We start from the raw sequence: 20,075 nt of genomic DNA on the forward strand, positions 1-20,075 counted from the left end.
GCTGGGTTACTCAGATTGCCGTAACGGTGTAGGTGCAGGTTTTGCTGGTGACGCAAGTGCCATGAATCATCCCCTTGGGAATCACGACGCCCTCGCCAGCCTTCAGCCGGACTGACAATTCAGGACTCAGGACAAAGTCCAGCTCGCCTGACTCGACCCAGAACAACTCGTCGTTGGAATGGGTGTGCAGCACCGAGAGTTCGTTTTCCGACTCGGTGATGCGCATGTCCACGTTGCGTTGGCCATGAAGTTCTGCCGCGCGGGCGCGATGTTCGTCCAGTTCGTCGTGCCACTTGATGTGGGCATAGAGCTCTTCGTCGGCGATATCCTGGAGCAATTTGAATTCTTCGAAGCCGCGGATAAGGTCCGGAATGATCTTGTTGCCGAACTGTTCGATCATCGGGATGATCAGGCGCTTCAGGGCCATGCGTCCGTGATGAACGTCGATGTGGGAATGTTCATCGAAGTATTCGGTGGACACGGTGTTGTTGAAGATGGTCCGGATCGCGCGCGACTGATGTTTGGTCGTTAAGGCCAATGTCGCTTCGGTGTAATACATGGCACCGATGTAGCGGAACAACTCGCCATGGTTGGCTGAAACGTAATGGAAGTAGTTGGTCAGCGACAGCGAGCTGGCGGTATAGAACTGCCAGTAGTGATGGACGTGATGTGACATGCCCATCTCCTTGAGCATGTCCTCGAAAATGGTGCTGTGTTTCTTTTTGTCTACGCCATAACCGTACTCGTCGATCAGGATCTTGAACAACTCGCTGGTGTACATGCCACAGTTACCCAGCACATTACGCGCCATGGCTGACGCTTCGCTAAGGAAGTCGCCTGCACATTGGGTCATGAAGAATTTTGCCGCTCGTTGAGGATCACGACTGCCGGTCAGGACTGCAAAGAGCCGGGAGTCGGACTGGGCCACGTCGTCCAGCACTTTGTCGGTATGGGCCAGGAACGACTCCAGCTCCCAGGGACCGTTGACATGGACCTCTTCCTTGAGCCAACCGTAAAGATAGTTCTCCAGCACCGGACGGATTTTTTTGCCGGACGCTACGTGCTGTGGCTCATAGAAGTTCTTGAACTCCTTGAGGTTGAACGCCATGGGTGGCTTGGGCAAAAAAACCAGGTCTTGTTCATAAATATTCAACAGCAGCCGTTGCGCCAATAAATGATGACTGCTTGAAAGCTGGTGGCTTGTCAGGCTGTCGGTGAGAAGCGAGTCGTTGATATCCTGAGGTCGCGAGGGGCGTTGGTACGGGCTGCTTGTATAAAAACTACGAGGTTGCGCGAACGCCTCGGCACGCGCGTAGAGGGCCAGTGCCTCAGCGTCTGCGTTCGTTCCATCATAGGCAGATTCATCAGTAAGTTTAGTTGTCCATAACATGGTGTAGCGCCTTCGCCGATCTAATTGGAGGCGAAATGCTAAAGCTTTGAAACTTTTTGAAATAGCTGAAAACTGATTGCGCCGATAGTGAAATTTACTAAAGGCATAGACGGATTTTGGCTGATTCGATTAAGGGCCAACAGGACCGCCCCCTGGCCTCAGTTTTCCAACAAGTCGACTGCTTTGCCATCCTGTCTCAAAGTCAGCAGGCCTGCTCGTAAATCGTTGCCGCTGGGCTGCTGATACAGGCTCAACCCGAACTCCGGCATTACCGCCAGCAGGTAATCGAAAATATCCCCCTGGATACGCTCATAGTCGGCCCACGCAGTGGTGCGGGTGAAGCAGTAGATTTCCAGCGGGATGCCCTGGGCCGTGGTCTGCATCTGGCGGACCATGCAGGTCATGTTGGGCTGGATGTCCGGGTGGCTTTTCAGATACGCCAAGGCGTAAGCGCGGAAGGTGCCCAGGTTGGTCATGCGTCGGCGGTTGGCCGACATCGCTGCGACGTTGCCCTGGGCTTCGTTCCAGGCCTTGAGTTCGGCCTGTTTGCGGCTGATGTAATCGGTCAGCAGATGAACCTGGGTCAGGCGCTGTTCTTCCTCATCCTGCAAAAAACGCACACCGCTGGCATCGATGAACAAGCTGCGCTTGATCCGTCGCCCGCCGGATTGCTGCATGCCGCGCCAGTTTTTGAACGACTCGGACATCAGGCGCCAGGTGGGAATCGAGACGATGGTCTTGTCGAAGTTCTGTACCTTGACGGTGTGCAGCGTGATGTCCACCACGTCACCGTCGGCCCCCACCTGAGGCATCTCGATCCAGTCACCGACCCGCAGCATGTCGTTGCTGGTCAGCTGCACGCTGGCGACGAACGACAGCAAGGTGTCCTTGTAGACCAACAGAATCACCGCCGACATGGCTCCTAAACCCGACAGCAGCAACAGCGGCGAGCGGTCGATCAGGGTGGCGACAATGATGATCGCGCCAAACACATACAGCACCATCTTCGCCAGTTGCACGTAGCCTTTGATCGAGCGGGTACGGGCATGCTCGGTGCGGGCGTAGACGTCCAGCAAGGCGCTGAGCAGGGCACTGGTGGCCAGCACCATGAACAGGATGGTGAAGGCCAGGGCGACATTGCCCAGGAAAATCATGCTGGTCTTGCTCAGTTCCGGCACCAGGTGCAGGCCGAACTGGATGACCAGCGAGGGCGTCGTCTGCGCCAGGCGATGGAAAACCTTGTTATGACGCAGGTCGTTGACCCAGTGCAGGGCCGGCTGGCGGCCGAGCAACTTGGCACCGTGCAAAATCAGGTAGCGCGCCACGCGCCCGAGCACCAGCGCAACGACCAGCAGCAACAACAAGGCAAGGCTGGACTGCAGAAGCGGGTGCTGCTCAAGGGCACCCCAGAAGTCTTGAATGTTGACCCAGAGCTGTTTGATGTCCATGGACGAAACGGTTCTTCTATAAAGACGCGACGGTGCGATTAGAGCATTTAAGCCAGGTTAAGTGACCCTTGATGACGAATCGGCTCACAAAAAAGCCACTGATTAGCGCCGTTCGTATAAAGAAACTCGGCCTTCGCGCTCGAAACCGTTACCCTATGCAGCTGTTTTTTTGCATTTCTTCGAGGTAGCACCCGTGTTTTCCCAATTCGCCCTGCACGAACGCCTGCTCAAAGCCGTGGCCGAGCTTAAATTTGTCGAGCCAACGCCGGTGCAGGCAGCGGCTATTCCGCTCGCGCTCCAGGGGCGTGATCTGCGGGTGACGGCGCAGACCGGCAGCGGCAAGACCGCGGCGTTCGTGCTGCCGATCCTCAACCGTCTGATCGGCCCGGCCAAGGTGCGCGTCAGCATCAAAACCCTGATCCTGCTGCCGACCCGTGAGCTGGCCCAGCAGACCCTGAAAGAGGTCGAACGCTTCTCGCAGTTCACCTTCATCAAGTCCGGCCTGATCACCGGCGGCGAAGACTTCAAGGTCCAGGCCGCCATGCTGCGCAAAGTACCGGACATTCTGATCGGCACGCCGGGGCGGATGATCGAGCAACTGAACGCCGGCAACCTTGACCTCAAGGAAGTCGAAGTGCTGGTGCTGGACGAAGCCGACCGCATGCTCGACATGGGTTTTGCCGAAGACGTGCAGCGCCTGGTGGACGAATGCGTCAATCGCCAGCAGACCATGCTGTTCTCTGCCACCACCGGCGGGTCGGGCCTGCGGGAAATGATCGCCAAGGTGCTGAACAACCCGGAGCACTTGCAGCTCAACGCGGTCAGCCAGTTGAACGCCACGACCCGTCAGCAGATCATCACCGCTGACCACAACCAGCACAAAGAACAGATCGTGAACTGGCTTCTGGCCAACGAGACCTACGAAAAAGCCATCGTATTCACCAACACCCGTGCCATGGCCGACCGCATCTACGGTCGCCTGGTGGCCCAGGATTACAAGGCGTTCGTGCTGCACGGCGAGAAGGACCAGAAAGACCGCAAGCTGGCCATCGACCGCCTCAAGCAAGGTGGCGTGAAAATCCTCGTCGCCACCGACGTTGCCGCCCGCGGCCTGGACGTTGACGGCCTGGACATGGTCATCAACTTCGACATGCCCCGCAGCGGTGATGAATACGTGCACCGCATCGGTCGTACCGGCCGCGCCGGTAACGATGGCCTGGCGATCTCGCTGATCTGCCACGGCGACTGGAACCTGATGTCGAGCGTCGAGCGCTACCTCAAGCAGAGCTTCGAGCGCCGCACCATCAAGGAAGTCAAAGGCACCTACGGCGGACCGAAAAAGGTCAAGGCCTCGGGCAAGGCCGTTGGCGTGAAGAAGAAAAAGGTCGACGCCAAGGGCGACAAAAAGAAAACCGGCGCCAAGGCCCCGACCAAACGCAAAATCGCTAATCGCCCGAAGACCGACGCCCTCTCGCTGGTCAGCAAGGATGGCATGGCCCCGCTCAAGCGCCGCAAGCCAGAGGCGCCAGCGGCTGAGTGAAACGGCGGTAGTGCTGCATAAAAAAACCGGACTTTGGGTCCGGTTTTTTTATGCGTGGTATTGGGTGCCCTACCTATTTTTATTGACTTCTCGCCGGGTAAGTTTTATTTCCGCTTTGCTGGTTTTTTTGACAGCCGCTCACGTTGCGAGAAATCTCAATAGAGGCGCTACATTGTTTTCGTCGCTAATAATTTGAATTTTAATTGTAATAAATACTTCATCTATACGTCGTTGACCTTCAAAACTTCCGTTAATAGACTCCCATGCGAATAATGGCATATTGATATCTTTCGGATTGATTTCAATTCAGTCTCGCCATAGCAGTCGACAGGCTAGGGTATTCCCGGGCTTATTTATCGAACTCAAGTGCTGACAGTTTTTTGCCCGCGATATGAATAATTGCTAGCTGCCTTAGTCGGTACATGCACGAACTTTTGAACGAGCGCGAAAGGCCGTTTTGTTTTCGCGTGGGCGTACACCTCTAAATTCTGCTTCAACGAGACTCGATCATGGACGACCGCCAACACGCCTTCCTGGCCCGCCAGCCTTCTGCTGTCCTGAAAAATCGCGAGCACTTCTGGGGCATGCCCAAGCGCGGCCTGGCGTTCCTGTTGGCCAACGTCATGTTCTGGCAACCGCTGTGGGCCCAGGCCGAGGGGATCGTGGTCAGCGCACCGGGTACTGGCCTGGACCGGGCCGGTAACGGCGTGCCCATCGTCAACATCGCCGCACCCAACGGCAGCGGGCTGTCCCACAACCAGTTCAAGGATTACAACGTCGGCAGCAACGGCGTAATCCTCAACAACGCCACCAACCGCACCCAGTCCACGCAGTTGGGCGGAATCATCCTCGGCAACCCGAACCTCAATGGCACGGCTGCCAAGACCATCCTCAACGAAGTCAACGGCGGCAACCCCAGCCAGTTGCGCGGTTACACCGAAGTCGCAGGGCAATCGGCTCACGTCATCGTCGCCAACCCGTACGGCATCACCTGCAACGGTTGCGGTTTCATCAACAGCCCGAAGGTGACTTTGAGCACCGGCAAACCGGTGGTGGAAAACGGTCGGCTGGATCGCTACCAGGTGGATAAAGGCAGCGTTGCCATCGAAGGCGCAGGCCTCAACGCCAACAACGTCGACCATTTCGAAATCATCACCCGCAGCGCCAAGATCAACGCCGAGATCCAGGCCAAGAACCTGACGATTATTGCCGGGCGCAACGACGTCAACGCGACCACCCTCAACGCCACTGCCCGGGCCGATGACGGCAGCGCCAAACCGCAACTGGCTATTGATTCCTCGGCCCTGGGCGGCATGTATGCAGGCGCCATCAAGCTGGTGGGCACCGAGGCCGGGGTTGGTGTCAAGCTGGACGGCAAATTGATTGCCAGTGGTGGTGATATCCAGCTCGACGCCAACGGCCATCTGAGCCTGGTCGACACCTCGGCCACTGACGCCGTCAAGGTCAAGGCTGCGAGCCTCGATGCCCGTGGCCCGGTCTATGCCGGTACTACGTTAAATGCCCAGACCCAAGGCAACCTGACCAACCAGAAAACCCTCGCGGCGCGCAACACCATCACCCTGAGCGCCGGTGGGCAGTTGAGTAACAACGGCATCATTGAGGCCGGGGTCAATGCCGACAACTCGCGTAATGCGGCGGGGGATGTGAGCCTCGCCGCGCAGACGCTGAATAACAACGGCAAGAGCATCGTTGCCAGCCGCAACCTGACGGCCAATGTTGCGCAGACGTTGAACAACCAGGGCGGGACCTTGAGCGCAGGGCAGACCGCCACGGTGAAGGCCGGGACGCTGGACAACCAGAACAAAGGGCGGGTACTGAGCAACAACACGCTGAACGTCACGGCCGACAAGCTGCTCAACACTCAAGGCATCGTCAGCAGCAACGGCAACCTGAAGGCCAATGTGGGGCAGTTGAATAACCACGACGGCGAAGTCTCCAGCGCCGCTGCTACTCAAGTCACCGGCGCCACGCTGGACAACAGCGATGGCCTGCTCATCGGCGATGTAGCGCTGAACATCGGTTTGATTGGTGCCCTGAACAACCAGAGCGGTGTGCTGGGTTCCGGCAAGAGCCTGACAGTCACCGCCACCAGCCTGGACAACACTCTCGAGGGTAGCCTGGTCAGCGATGGCAGCCTGACCGCGCGCATCAGCGGCCTGTTCGACAACCGGCAAGGCAGCCTCGGCGCCAAGGGCATGGCTGATGTCCAGGCGGGTAGCCTGGACAATCGCCTCGGCAAGGTCCAGTCCGTGAAGGATCTGCAACTGACTGTCGCCAGACTCGACAATCGTCAGCAAGGTTTGCTCAGCAGCCAGGCAGCGTTGCGTGTCGATGGCTCGCAGTTGGACAATCGCGGCGGTCTGCTCAGTGCCGTTGGCCCGGTGCATCTGCAGACGACTGAAGTTGATAACAGCGGCGGGCGAATCTCCAGTAAAACCGATCTCGCCGCCAACGTCGCGCAACTGACCAACCAGGGCGGTGAGCTGGTTGCCCAAGGCCTGCTCACCGTCAGCGGCCAGAATTTGGATAACCGCAACGGCGGGCTGGTGGGCGCAACTAAAGCGCTGAAAGTCGATGTCGATGCGCTGGATAACCGAGGCGGGGAAATCTCCAGCACCGTCGGTATCAACATTACCGGCCAGAACCTGAACAACAGCGACAGCGGTAAGATCCTGGCCGGTACTGATCTCGGCCTGAAAGTCGCCGCCATCATCAACCAAAGCAAAGGCCTTCTGTTCAGCGCGGGCGCCACCACCCTTGAGGGCCAAAGCCTGGATAACAGCGACGCGAGCCTGGTCGCCCGCCTGGGTTTGGATATTCGCCTGGATAATGCCCTGACCAACGTTGCGGGCCTTATCAGCAGTGACGGCGCCCTGAGCGCAAACACCGGCACGATCGACAACACCGACGGCAGCCTCACCAGTGTCGGCGCGATGACGCTCACGCCCTCGGGCGCATTGGTTAACCGCGGCGGCACCATCACCACCGATGCTGGCCTGAGCGTCACCAGCCAAAACCTGGATAACCGCAACGAAGGCCTGCTGAGCGCCAAGGGTGCGACCCGCGTCACCACCGGTACCTTCGACAATACCCGGGGCGGCTACCTGGTCAGCGGCGACACCCTTGACCTGACCGCCGCCCAGGTCAGCAACGGCGTTGCCAGCCGCATCGCCAGCGACAAGGCGCTGACCGCCAGCGTCACCGGCCTTGATCAACAGGGCGGCGAACTGTTCAGCAAGACCGCCTTGACCTTGGACCTGAACAACGGCCAGTTGAACAATCTCAAAGGCGTGATCAACGCGCCGCTTTTGGTGCTGAAAAACCTCAGGGACGTGGACAACCGTGGCGGTGAAATCTCCAGTGCCCAGGCGTTTACGCTGGCGGCGCAAAACCTGGATAACCGCGACGGCAAGCTGATCAACAACCAAGCGCTGACCCTGCGTATCGACCAGGCGCTCAACAACATCAAGGGGTTGGTTTCCGCTCAATCCATCGACACCCACAGCGCGAGCCTGGACAACACCGACGGCCTGATCAGCAGCCGTGGCGCGCTGGTCATGACCGTGGACGGTCAACTCATCAATCGGGACGCCGCGATCATCGCCGACGGTGACCTGCACATCGAGGCCACGAACCTGGACAATAGTGCCGGGCAGATCGCCGGCAAAACCGATGTCACCGCCGACATCACGACCGCGAACAACCAGAGCGGCCAGATGATCGCCCTCGGCGCATTGACGCTGACCGGTACCTCCCTGGATAACCGCGCAGCAGGGCTGGTCGGGGCGACCGACACGCTGACGCTGAACGTGGATTCGATCGACAACCGTGGCGGCGAACTGTCTGGCCACGCCGATGTTGCCGTCACCGGCGACGCGCTGGACAACAGCGACGGCGGGCAAGTGCTCGCCAACGCTGCGTTGGCCCTGACGGTGAAGGACGTTCTCAACCGCACCAAGGGCCTGCTGTCCGGCAAGACCGGCCTGACTCTGACCGGCGAGACGCTGGATAACAGCGGCGGCGCGCTGCTGACTCAGAAGAACCTTACCGCTCGCCTCGATGGGGACCTGAACAACGCCAAGGGCACATTGAGCGCCGAAGGCGCGCTTGAAGTCACCGCCGTCAGCTTCACCAACACCCAGGGCAGTGTTTCCAGTGCCGGAGCGTTGGCACTCACCCTCGACAACGCCTTGCTGAACCAGGGCGGCGAAATCGTCACCGATGCCGGCCTCACCCTCAAAAGCGCGAGCCTGGATAACCGCAACAAAGGCAGCATCAGCGCCAAGCAGGCGGTGCTCGTTGAAACCGGCGCGTTCGACAACAGCCAGGCCGGACGCCTGAGCAGCGGCGCCAACCTCGACCTGACTACCAAACAATTGACCAACCAGGACGGCGGTCGTATCGCCAGCAGCGGCGCGCTGACCGCCAGCGCCACCGGCCTCGATCAGCAGGGCGGCCAACTCTTCAGCAACACCGCACTGACCCTTGATCTGAACCAGGGCCAACTGAACAACCAGAGCGGCTTGATCAACGCACCCTTGCTGATGCTGAAAAACCTCAAGGGGGTCAACAACGCTGGCGGCGAAATCTCCAGCGCCCAGGCGTTCACCCTGGCCGCGCAAAATCTGAACAACGATAACGGCAAGTTACTGAGCAACCAGGCCCTGACCCTGCGCGTCGACAACGCCCTGACCAACCTCAAGGGTTTGATCGCTGCCGCTGCCGTGGATGTCGGGGCCGCCAGCCTGGACAACAGCGGCGGCACACTGACCAGCCGCGCCAATCTGGACCTGAAACTCACCGGCCCACTGATCAACCAGAACCGGGGCCTGATCAACGCCGCCGATGCTTTGAACATCAGCACCAGCGACCTGAATAACCACCAAGGTTCGTTGCTGGGCAGCGCGATCGCCATCGACTTTGGCGCCGCGACCGGTGACCTGAACAACAGCGCCGGCCTGATTACCACCGCCGGCGTGCTCAGCCTCAAGAACCTGCGGGACCTGAACAACCAGGGCGGCGAAATCTCCAGCAGTCAGAACCTGAACCTGACCGCCCGTGACCTGAATATCAGCACTGGCAAACTCATCAGTAATGGCCTGCTGACCGTGGGCGCCCGCGACGTCATCAACCAGGGCGGCTTGATGTCAGGTTTCAAAGGCATCGACCTGAACGCCGCGAGCCTGGACAACCGCAACGCCGGCACCCTGTCGAGCCGCGACGAAGACGTCGGCGTTACCCTCAGTGGTGCGCTGTTCAACAGTGCAGACGGTGCGTTGGCGAGCAAGAAAAAACTGACCGTCAGCGCAGACAGTGTGGATAACCGCGACGGGATTCTGTCCAGCGGCGCCGACCAGACTCTGACCGTCACCGGTGGTTTGCTCAATAACGCTCAGGGCGGTTTGATCGACAGCGGCGCCACCTTGGTCATAAACGCTATTACCCTGGGCAACGCCGGCGGCACTGTCAACGCACAAAACGCGCTGAGCTTCACCGGCACCACGCTGGACAACAGCGGCGGCAACCTGATCGGCAATGCCGCCGTGACCCTTGATTTGCTCGGTGCCCTGACCAACACCAACGGCAAACTCGCCAGCGTCGGCCCACTACGGGTTGAGCGCGCCACGCAGATCAACAACCAGGGTGGCCAGATTGCCAGCCAAAGCCTGCTGACTCTGCTCACCGGCGGCCTGGACAACCGCAATCGCGGCACCGTCGCGGCCAATGACCAGCTCATCCTGACCACCCCGGGCGCGGTGCAGAACAGCGCCGACGGCTTGATCTACAGCCAAAACGGCGCCGTGCAAATCGACGCGGTCAGCCTTGCCAACGGCAAGGGCACTGTTCAGAGCCAGGGCAATCTGGTCCTGACCGTTGGTCAAGATATCGACAACCAGAGCGGCCGTATTCAAGCCAAGGCCGGTGACGTGACCGTTGAAGCGCGTCATTTCGACAACCGGGGCGGCGTGCTCGCCAGCCTGCAAGGGCTGCTGAAGACCGACCTGACTGGCGTGTTGAAAAACGGCTACGACCTGAACAATAACCGCCAGGGCGGCATCACCCAGGCCCAGCGCCTGAACCTGATTGCCTTGGGCGGTCTGGACAACTACGGCGGCCGTATCTCGGCACAGACCGGCGACGCCACCGTCACCACCGGCAACTTCGACAACCGCACCGGCGGCCTCTACGCCAAGGGTAAGGTCAACGTTACCGGCAACAATTTCGATAACAGCGGCGACAACGACGGCCAGATCGCCGGCAGCCAGATCGACCTGAACCTGACCGGCGCCTTGAACAATCGCCAGGGGATCATTGAAAGCGACAGCACTTTGGCGATCAAAGCCGCGAGCCTGGATAACCAGACGGGACAGATCCGTGCGCTGGGCGCCAGCGGCAAGACCAATTTTCAGATTGGTGGGTTGTTCGATAACCGCAATGGTGTCCTGGAAAGTGCCAACACCGACCTGAGCCTGGGTGTGGGCAACTTGCTCAATGAAGGTGGCAAGATCCTGCACGTCGGCAGCGGCAACTTCGGCGTCGCCACTACCAATGTCATCAACGCAGGCGGCAGCTTCGTCACGCGCGGAGCCTTGACGCTCAGCGCCGATAGCTGGACCAACACCAGCGTTTTGCAAGCCGGCACGCTGAACGTCAACGTCAACAACTTCACCCAAACCGCGACCGGGCAATTGCTGGCGACAACCGCTCTTGTAGGCAGTGGCGGTAACTGGCGCAACGACGGGTTGATTGCCAGTGATGGCAGTCTGACCCTGAACTTGGGCGGGACCTATTCTGGCAATGGCCGGGCCAGCAGTTTGGGCACGCTAGGCTTAACCGCTGGGCAACTGAATCTGACCAGCGTGGGCAGCATCGCAGGTGGCGGTACCACCTCGGTAAGTTCCTCGGGCCAGTTGAACAACTACGGTCGGATCACTTCCAACGCGGCACTGACAGCCAATGCCGGTGTTTTGAATAACTATGGGACGCTGGGTAGTGGGCAGAACCTGACGGTCAATGCGTCTTCGCTGTTGAACGATCATGGCTTGATCTTCAGCGGTGGAAACATGGCATTGCGGGTGACTGAATTCAACAACCTGTATGCCGATGTCTACAGTCTGGGTGGTATCGATATTGCAGCTGACAGCGCTGGGGGCCGGGCGCGATTGGTTTCCAATCGGTCCTCAACTATGGAGTCGGCAGGGGATTTCTCGCTTTCGGCGACGACGTTTGAAAATACTAAGGACCGTTTTGCTTATACGTCGCGCAAGGTATCTGGCGCATTGGGTGTCGTGTGCCTTCGCGACTGTTGGACTGAAGATAACAAGTACAGAACCTTCTACGGATCGGGAACGTACGTGTTGACCGAGAACTTTGAGGCTGTCGCCAGCGAGGACAGCGCAAGCTCATTCTTGACGTCGGGGGGAAACGTTCGGATAGCCGGAAGCAAGATTTCGAATCTTTACAGCACGATTTCGGCGACAGGGAATATTTCGATTACTGCTGACGACTTTCAGAATCAGGCCGCTCAGGTCGGGCCGTACTCGGTAAAAAGCACCTATGACGCTCCAAATAACATGACGAGCGTAGTGACCGATGATTTCTTTTTCTATAACCAGCGGAACAACCCGGATTTCCCTGCCGTTGAATATGAATGGCATGGGGAAATCTACGGAGGGAAGCCCCGCGAGATCAAACACTATCAGATGGTTCCCGTCGCTCATCTGGTGCCCCGATCAGACAGCGGCACCGGCGGCTATGTTGAGGTGTTCTGGTTCGATAAAAACTATGAGGTTGAAACAGAGATCTCGTTAGGAAGCCAGCCTTACCTAATGTACGCCCGTTCGGGAATGAACGACGACGACACCTACTTCCATGCCAGTTCGCTGTACGACAAGAATCATTTGCTGGAAGCCCCAGCCTGGCTTAACTCAACGCCTCTCATCAGCCGCGAAGTTACCGGCGGTCTAAGCAGCACGCCCGCCGTTATCCAGGCCGGCGGACAAGTCTCGATCAACGCCTCAGCCTCTATCAACAACAGCCTTATCACACCATTCACCGCAGTAACAAAAGGTGGTGACAAGACATCCAGTACCGCTGTCTCCCCAGCGTCCCAAGCGGTGTTTATCCCCGTCAGCCTGCTTCCCCCCGAGTTACGTCAATCCCAGGTCAACCCATTGGCCTTGCCGGGCTTCAGCTTGCCCACCGGCCAGAACGGACTGTTCCGTCTGAGCGGGCAGGGCAGCAGCACTCCCGTGGCCAGTGGGCCGAACAGCTGGACATTGGCCGACGCCAGCCTTACCCCCGCCCAACGTCAACAAGCGCTACCCAACGCCGTGGCGCGTGATCTTCAATTAGGCAACAACGCCCAGCCCAATGCTCGCGTGATAGACCTGAGCATTGGCGACCGTCAGGTCGCCACTGTAAACAATCAGGCCAGCACGTTTGATACCTCTACATCGGGAGACGCGGTGTCAGGCGTCATGCCGGCTCGTTCCTCCGGGTTCATGCTCAACCGTGTCCAGGGACTTCCAAGTAGCACTGCAACAGCCAGTTCACATAAATACCTGATTGAAACCAACCCGGTGCTGACTGAGCTCAAGCAATTCATGAGCTCGGATTATTTGCTGACGAACCTGGGTTATAACCCGGACGAAAGCGCCAAGCGTCTGGGTGATGGACTGTATGAACAAAGACTGATCCAGCAGGCCGTCCTGGCCCGGACCGGTCAGCGGTACATCGACGGTCAGACGACAGACGAAGGCTTGTTCAAATACCTGATGAACAACGCCGTGGCCAGCAAAGACGCGTTGAACCTGAGCCTGGGCGTTACGCTGACCGCCGAGCAGGTCGCGGCCCTGACCCATGACATCGTCTGGCTCGAAGAGCATGAGGTCAATGGCGAGAAGGTGTTGGTGCCAGTGCTCTATCTGGCGAACGCCAATCAGCGCCTGGCCGCCAATGGAGCCCTGATCCAAGGCAAGGATGTTTCGCTGATCGCAGGCAAGGATCTAACCAACTCAGGCACCTTGCGTGCGAGCGAAAACCTTGCGGCTATTGCCGGCACTGATCTGGTCAACAGTGGTTTGATCGAGGCGGGTAATCGCCTTGATCTCTTGGCCGGCAATGATCTGGTGAACAAGGCGGGAGGGATTATTTCCGGGCGCGATGTCAGTCTCAGCGCATTGAAGGGCGACGTCATCAATGAGCGCAGTGTCCATACCTATGACTCAGAGGCCGGCCGCTGGGATCAGCATCGCGAGTTCCTCGACAACGTGGGGCGGATCGAGGCCGCAAACGACCTGACAATCAAGGCAGGGCGAGATGTCGCCAACATCGGCAGCACCTTGCAAGCCGGCAGAGACATGTCCATCAGCGCTGGACGGGATGTAATCATTACCTCGGCAACCGAGCACAACACCGAGGAAAAAGGCAAAAACGACACCAAGGAGCAAATCACCCAATTTGAGTCGCGCCTCACCGCCGGTCGCGACATATCGATCGACACCGGTCGGAACCTAGCCATCGTCGCCAGCCAGCTAGAGGCCAAGCGTGACATTGCCATGGCTGCCATCGAAAACGTCACAGTGAGTTCGGCGGCGGACGAAGAGCACTCGTTCTACAAGACTAAAAGAATTACCGATCAGAAAGATCATGTCAGTCAGGTACAAAGCTCTATCTCTGCCGGGGGAGATGTAGGTATCTCTGCTGGTAAGGACATGGCGTTGATTTCGAGTCGGATTACGGCGGGTGACGAGGCGTATCTGGTTGCTGGTGGGGATTTGGAATTACTGGCGGCGCAGGACCGCGACTACTCACTCTACAGTCGGAAGAACAAAACTGGTTTCGGTACACGTACTCAACGAGACGAAGTTACCAAAGTCACCCACGTTGGAAGCGAAATCAATACTGGGGGCGATCTCACGATCGTCAGCAATGGAGATCAGACCTACCAAGTGGCCAAGCTCGGAAGCGGTAATGACCTGGTGCTGAACAGCGGCGGGTCAATCATCTTCGAGGGTGTGAAGGATCTCGTTCAAGAGAGCCACGAAAAGAGCAGCACCAGCCTTGCGTGGAATTCCATGAAAGGCAAAGGGCACACCGACGAGACGCTGCGTCAAAGTCAGCTGATTGCTAATGGCGACGTGGTCATCAAAGCCGTCGATGGCTTGAACATCGATATCAAAGACATTGACCGGAACACTGTCAGCCAGACCATCGATGCCATGGTCAAGGCCGACCCTCAACTGTCCTGGCTCAAGGACGCCGAGCAGCGTGGCGATGTGGATTGGCGGTTGGTCAAGGAAACCCATGAGTCATTCAAGTACAGCAGCTCAAGCTTGGGGCAGGGGGCCATGCTGGCGATCGTCATTATAGTGACTGTTCTAACAGCTGGAGCCGCGAGTGCAGCGGTGGGTAGCGCGGCCGGCGCCACGGCGGGGTCAGGTACTGCCATGGCAGCGGCGGGCACCGCATCCGCGTCAGCCGTGGCTGGCGGAGCAGCTGTTGGTTCAACAGTTGGAGCAGGGCTGGGAAACATGATGGCATCCGCCGTGCTGACGTCCATGGCCAGCAACGCAGCGGTCAGCGTTATCAACAACCAAGGAAACCTTGGAGCGACGTTCAAGGACATAACCTCTTCGGAAGCGATGAAAGGCTATCTGACGTCCGCCGCTATGATCGGGGTGTCTCCAGGATATAACCCTGCAGCGCTTGGTTTTAACCTGCCAAGTCTTCAAGCCGTGTTGCTGAAATCAGCTTCTGATGCGTTCGTGAATACAGTCATTAACGGCGGAAGCTACACGGATAACCTGGGCAACGCTTTAGCGAGTCAGGCCAGCAATGTGGGGATGGCTGTTGGCTTCAAGATGGTGGGCGACTACTCGCTAGGGAAATACCAGGATGGAAGCATTCAGAAGGTCCTGGCTCATGCATTGATGGGCGGACTTCTGGCTGAAGCCACGGGCAGCGATTTCAAAACGGGGGCCATAGCCGCAGGCGCGAACGAAGCGCTCATCAATGTGCTTAGCACCATGGTGGGTGGCAACAAACAGCTGGAATCAATGGCGTCGCAGCTTACAGGCCTTGTCGCAGCTGCAGCGGTGGGTGGTGATCTATCGAAGGGCGCCGAAATCGCGCAGTACGCAACTGCCTATAACCGGCAGCTCCACTACGAGGAGCAGAAATGGCTCGAAGAGAACGCCAAAACGTTCGCGCAAACGCACGGCATTACTGAGCAAGTGGCGATGGAACGCCTTAGCCAACAGGCGCTGAAGAACACCGATTACCTTTGGCGTTCCGTTTTGAGCGATGGCGATGACAGTGCCGCATTGGCGTTCCTGTCGGGGGCAGGAAAAACATTCGTTAACGACCTGGGGGAAAAACAGGCGCTGTTTACCGCTACAGGGCAGCAGCTGTTCCGCCCGGAGATGTTCGCCGATACGACGGATCCGGCGTTTTACAAGAGGTTTGTACAGAGCGGCGTCAGTCGAGAGCTGAGCGCAGGTCTTACAAAGGAACTGAAGGACTCAGGGATTGCAATCAAGGACGGCGCGATCAACCTCTACGATGCGGTCAGAGACAATCCTGGCGCGGTGGTTGATGGTCTTATGGAAGGGATCAAAGGCCTGCCACAAAGCGCGCTTGACAGTTTTCGCGAGGGCGGCAACGCAATTGGAGAGGGTGCGGCCGTTGCGTTAGAACCGGAACTGGCGGCCAAGCTCAATGCTATCTATGGGCTGGATGTCTCAACCGCACAACAGGCGCTTCTGCTCATCCGAACGGTTAGTGCTGTTTCGATGGCGGGTACTGGTGTCAAGGTTGGGGGGAAGCTGACAGAGGCAGCAGTTGAGGCAGTCGGCAAGAAGCTTGATGAGGTTCTCAATGACGCGGCTGAGAAGGCTCTGTACAGAAGTGGAGGGCTGGTCGGTTCGGATGGCTTGCCTGTTTTGGATCTAAAGGAGCTGACCTCTGATCAGAAACGAGTCATCGGGGAGGTGCTCGGTGAGACCACTGTCCGGAAAATAGTTCCTGAGGGCCAGAAACTGGCGAGAATGCAAGGGGCGGGTGAGACGGGGATTGACGATTTGTACCGAGTCAATCGGACGGATGTAGATTTTGTGGTTATTGAGTATAAGTTTGTGGGTGATACCAAGAAAGGCGGAAACACAAGCCTTATAAACACAGATGATGGTAAACAGGGGAGTACCAGTTGGACGTTAGGCTCCGGGCGGTTAGAAAAGGCAGTGGGCGAGCAAAATGCACCTGATATCAGGCGTGCCATTGAGGCTGGACGCACTGAGACGTGGGTGGTGAGGACGGGGGCAAATGGTTTTACTGAGATTCAAGTGCTCGACGCTTTGGGTAAGCCAAAGCCGATTGATACATCCAAAATACTAGCTTTTAAAACAAATGTTCCAGGAGCTCAGCCATGATTCGGGATTCTAGCGGGGATAAAGAATTTTGGATTAAATGGATAAAACACAGTGAGGATAATATCGCTAAGGATCGTGCACAGATTAATACCCCTTCAGGGAACCCGGTATATCGACCTCAGTTTGTATGGGATGTGTCCAGGGATATCTTGCGTCTGATGCTCCGACGATATTCCCAAGGTGAGCCTGTTTCTGATTTGAAGCAATTGTTTCCCGATATTCTGGATATGTGGGAGTTGTCTAACCGTTTGGCTGGTGAAGTGTGCGCTGAATATAATTTAAAGACATGCCGCGACTGGATATTCGAGCTTTCCAGTCTAAATCATTATATTTGGTGTTTTTGGCTGGTTGGACTAGCGCTCGTATTAGATATCCCCGACGATCAGTGGTGCCGACTATTAGCTCTCGTGGGTGAGGAAGGTAAAGATATTTTGCTGGATCGGGTGATTGTCAGTCGCCAGCCTTCACGTGTTATTGGAAGCGCCTTGCTGCATGACAAACCTTATAACCGATTGCTCAAGGCCATCGATGCACCCAGGGAACAGCAGGCGATACGGTTGCGAGAGTTTGTCAATTATTGGTACCCGGAGCTCAACCGACGCGGCCAAGAGCAACCATGGTGGTATCAGTACGGTGATCCTGAAAAACACCCATTGGAAAAGGGTAGCTACTTCGGTCGATGGTGCATCGAGGGAGTTGCTGCGGTCAAAGTATTTGATCTAGATGACAATTTATGTCTGGGGCATGAAAACTATCCTGGTGATCTTTTGCGTCCCAACGGACCTAGTTCTCACGTAATACGACCTGAGCCCAAGCGGGGTTGGGTATCAAAACTGCTGCGCAAATGAAATTTAAACATGGTCGTCTCTGTATGTCGTTCAACTTAAATTCAGCACAAAATTCTTTGGCGAGGGGATAAATTCCCTCGCCAAAGAAGCGGGTTGTGCGCGCTTTGAGCAGTCAACCGGCTTTCTTTTCTGCCTTCTTCAGTTCTTCCAGACGCTCATCAATCAACTGGCACTTATCCGGCACATCTTTACTGGCGGTCTCCAGGTCCATGGCCTGCAATTCGTCATTGATTTCCTTGGCCTTGGCCGGGTTCTGTTCGGTGAGCTTGCTCACCTCCTGGGCCAGTTGTTCCCGCTTGGCGGTGGCTTCCTCGGGGGTACAGGTGGCCCAGGCGGGGAGGGCGCAGGCGAGGGAGGCGGCTAGGGTCAGTTTCAAGAGCGCTTTCATGGCATGGCCTCGTATTCCTTGTGGGGCTGGTAAGGGGTTGAGGCCACGCGAGGGGGGAAAGTTCATTGGCTGAGTATCGCGAGGTGCGGCCGGCACTGTGTCTGTCCGTTGCGCAGGACATTTCCGGCTCCTCACCAGACCTTTCGTACTCTCATATGAGAGGCGTCTGGTTTCAGACGAGTGGTTTCGATAATGGCTCACAGATCAAACAATTTGTTGACGTCAAATTGATGGCTAATTAGTATCGCGCCACTATTTTGATATCGTTTCTTTAGAGGGATCTAACATGTCCTCCCCCATGATTTGGGCGAGGTTGTGCGTAGCTTTGCTGTGCCTTTCTCCCCTGACACTTGCTCACGCCGCCCCCACTCCCGGCGAAACCGACCTGATCCGCGAACGTCAGAATCGTTTGCTCGAAGAACAGCGTCGACGCCTGGAAGAGCTCAAGGAATTACCCGGCAAGGAGGCAAAGTCGGCCCAGCCGACAGCGCCTGCCGATGCCCGATGTTTCCCCATCAAGACCATCGAACTCAAAGGTGCCGACAGTCTGTCGGCCAGTGAGCGCGAGCGGCTGCTCAAGCCCTACATCGGCCAATGCCTGGGCGTGACGCAGCTCAATGAGCTGCTCAAAGTCATCACCGATCACTACATCGAAAAAGGCCTGGTCACCAGTCGTGCCTATCTGCCGCAACAGGATCTGTCCGGCGGTCATCTGCAAGTGCTGGTTGTCGAGGGACGGCTAGAAGGTTTGAAAGGTGCCGAGAACAGCCAACTCTCGGACCGTGAGCTGACGATGGCCTTTCCCGGCAAGACCGGCGAGTTGATCAACCTGCGAGAGATCGAGCAGATGGTCGATCAGCTCAATCGCCTGCCATCGAATCAGGCGAAGATGGAGCTGACTCCTGGCAAGAACGTTGGTGGCAGTGAAGTACGCGTCACCAACGAAGCGCAAAAGCCCTGGCGTGCCGGACTGTCGCGCAGCAACGACGGCCAGCGCAGCACTGGCGAGCAGCAGTGGGGCAGCAGTTTCGAGTGGGACAGCCCGCTGGGCTTGGCTGACCAGTTGATGTTGCGCGGTGGTCATGACGCGATGACTGACCACCAGCACACCTCCCGCAACGCCATGCTCTATTACAACCTGCCGTTTGGCTGGTGGAACCTCAGCTACACCTACAGCCAGAGCGAGTACCGCTCGCAAATCCCGGCCAACGGTTTCAACTTCAAGCAGACCGGCGACAGCCAGAACCATCAGTTGCGGGTCGAGCGGGTGGTTCACCGCGACGCTCTGAGCAAGACGTCCCTCAACACCGGCCTGGCCTACCTGCGCAGCAACAACTTCATCGAAGACAGCAAACTGGACGTCAGCAGCAATCGTCTGAGTGAAGGACAGTTCGGCATCAACCATGGCCGACGGGTCGGCAGTGCTTTCGTCAACCTGGACTTGGGTGTGCAGCAAGGCATCGGCGCCTTTGATGCCCAGGGCGATCACGATCCGGGTCCCGGTCAGGCCGACGCCCGTTATCGCAAATACACCGCCACCGTCAGCTACCTGCAACCGTTCAAATTGTGGGGTGAGTCCTTCAGCTTCAGCAGCCTGATGACCGGCCAGCGCAGCGAGGACGTGCTGTTCAGCCCCCAGCGCATGAGCCTGGGCGGGCAATCGTCGATTCGCGGTTACAAGGATCAGTCCTTGTCTGGCGATAGCGGCGGTTACTGGCGCAACGACCTGCGCTGGAGCCGCCCGGTGACGCTGGAATGGCTGCGCCCGGTGTTCGCTGAATACGGCACCAGCCTCGGTTACGACCAGGGCGTAATTCGCGGCGACCGCTACAACGGCGACCAGCACGGGCGCATGTCGAGCAATTCGCTGGAGTTGTTCGCCCGCGGCCAGCACCTGAGTGCCAGCGTCACCTTCGCCCATTCCCTGGAACGCCCGGATGCCCTGACCGAGCGCGAAGCGCCGATCTACTTCCGCATGGATGTATTCCTCTAATTCCTGCTGCAACGAG

7 protein-coding genes are annotated in these 20,075 nt (G+C 57.7%); 4 read left to right on the plus strand and 3 right to left on the minus strand.

Annotated elements, in window-relative coordinates:
* Positions 1 to 10 precede the first annotated feature (10 nt).
* A complete protein-coding gene (locus BM132_RS20285; RefSeq protein WP_256244289.1) occupies positions 11 to 1,123 on the minus strand; it encodes an iron-containing redox enzyme family protein in 1,113 nt (370 codons plus the stop codon).
* Between the two features lie 425 nt (positions 1,124 to 1,548).
* Positions 1,549 to 2,838: a mechanosensitive ion channel family protein gene (locus BM132_RS20290; protein ID WP_092458273.1), complete on the minus strand. Its 1,290-nt coding sequence runs from the start codon at positions 2,836 to 2,838 to the stop codon at positions 1,549 to 1,551.
* A 193-nt stretch (positions 2,839 to 3,031) separates the two neighbouring features.
* Between BM132_RS20290 and BM132_RS20295 the strand changes: the two genes are divergently transcribed.
* From BM132_RS20295 to BM132_RS20305, 3 genes are all read left to right on the plus strand, one after another.
* The gene (locus BM132_RS20295) at positions 3,032 to 4,378 is read left to right on the plus strand and encodes a DEAD/DEAH box helicase (RefSeq protein WP_092397423.1); all 1,347 of its coding nucleotides are present in this window, start codon (positions 3,032 to 3,034) and stop codon (positions 4,376 to 4,378) included.
* 509 nt (positions 4,379 to 4,887) lie between these two features.
* Positions 4,888 to 16,830: a two-partner secretion domain-containing protein gene (locus BM132_RS20300; RefSeq protein WP_092458276.1), complete on the plus strand. Its 11,943-nt coding sequence runs from the start codon at positions 4,888 to 4,890 to the stop codon at positions 16,828 to 16,830.
* Complete coding sequence (locus BM132_RS20305) at positions 16,827 to 17,678, plus strand: PoNe immunity protein domain-containing protein (RefSeq protein ID WP_092458279.1); 852 nt, start codon at positions 16,827 to 16,829, stop codon at positions 17,676 to 17,678. The genes BM132_RS20300 and BM132_RS20305 overlap by 4 nt, the downstream gene beginning before the upstream one ends.
* Before the next feature lie 112 nt (positions 17,679 to 17,790).
* On the opposite strand, the gene BM132_RS20310 is transcribed toward BM132_RS20305, so the two are convergent.
* On the minus strand, positions 17,791 to 18,066 hold the full coding sequence (locus BM132_RS20310; protein WP_092458282.1) for a hypothetical protein: 276 nt from the start codon (positions 18,064 to 18,066) through the stop codon (positions 17,791 to 17,793).
* Positions 18,067 to 18,352: 286 nt separating this feature from the next.
* On the opposite strand from BM132_RS20310, the gene BM132_RS20315 reads away from it, so the two are divergent.
* Positions 18,353 to 20,059 (plus strand): ShlB/FhaC/HecB family hemolysin secretion/activation protein, encoded by a 1,707-nt coding sequence (locus BM132_RS20315; RefSeq protein WP_092458285.1) that lies wholly within the window; start codon positions 18,353 to 18,355, stop codon positions 20,057 to 20,059.
* The last annotated feature ends 16 nt before the right edge of the window (positions 20,060 to 20,075 follow it).

The sequence above is a fragment of the Pseudomonas sp. NFACC45 genome (assembly GCF_900113505.1).
GTDB classification, from domain to species: Bacteria; Pseudomonadota; Gammaproteobacteria; order Pseudomonadales; family Pseudomonadaceae; genus Aquipseudomonas; species Aquipseudomonas tehranensis.

Excerpts from the sequence above, each read along its gene's own strand:
- BM132_RS20290 (WP_092458273.1), bottom strand. The coding sequence starts at position 2,838 with ATGGACATCAAACAGCTCTGGGTCAACATTCAAGACTTCTGGGGTGCC.
- BM132_RS20300 (WP_092458276.1), top strand. The coding sequence starts at position 4,888 with ATGGACGACCGCCAACACGCCTTCCTGGCCCGCCAGCCTTCTGCTGTC.
- BM132_RS20305 (WP_092458279.1), top strand. The coding sequence starts at position 16,827 with ATGATTCGGGATTCTAGCGGGGATAAAGAATTTTGGATTAAATGGATA.
- BM132_RS20310 (WP_092458282.1), bottom strand. The coding sequence starts at position 18,066 with ATGAAAGCGCTCTTGAAACTGACCCTAGCCGCCTCCCTCGCCTGCGCC.
- BM132_RS20315 (WP_092458285.1), top strand. The coding sequence starts at position 18,353 with ATGTCCTCCCCCATGATTTGGGCGAGGTTGTGCGTAGCTTTGCTGTGC.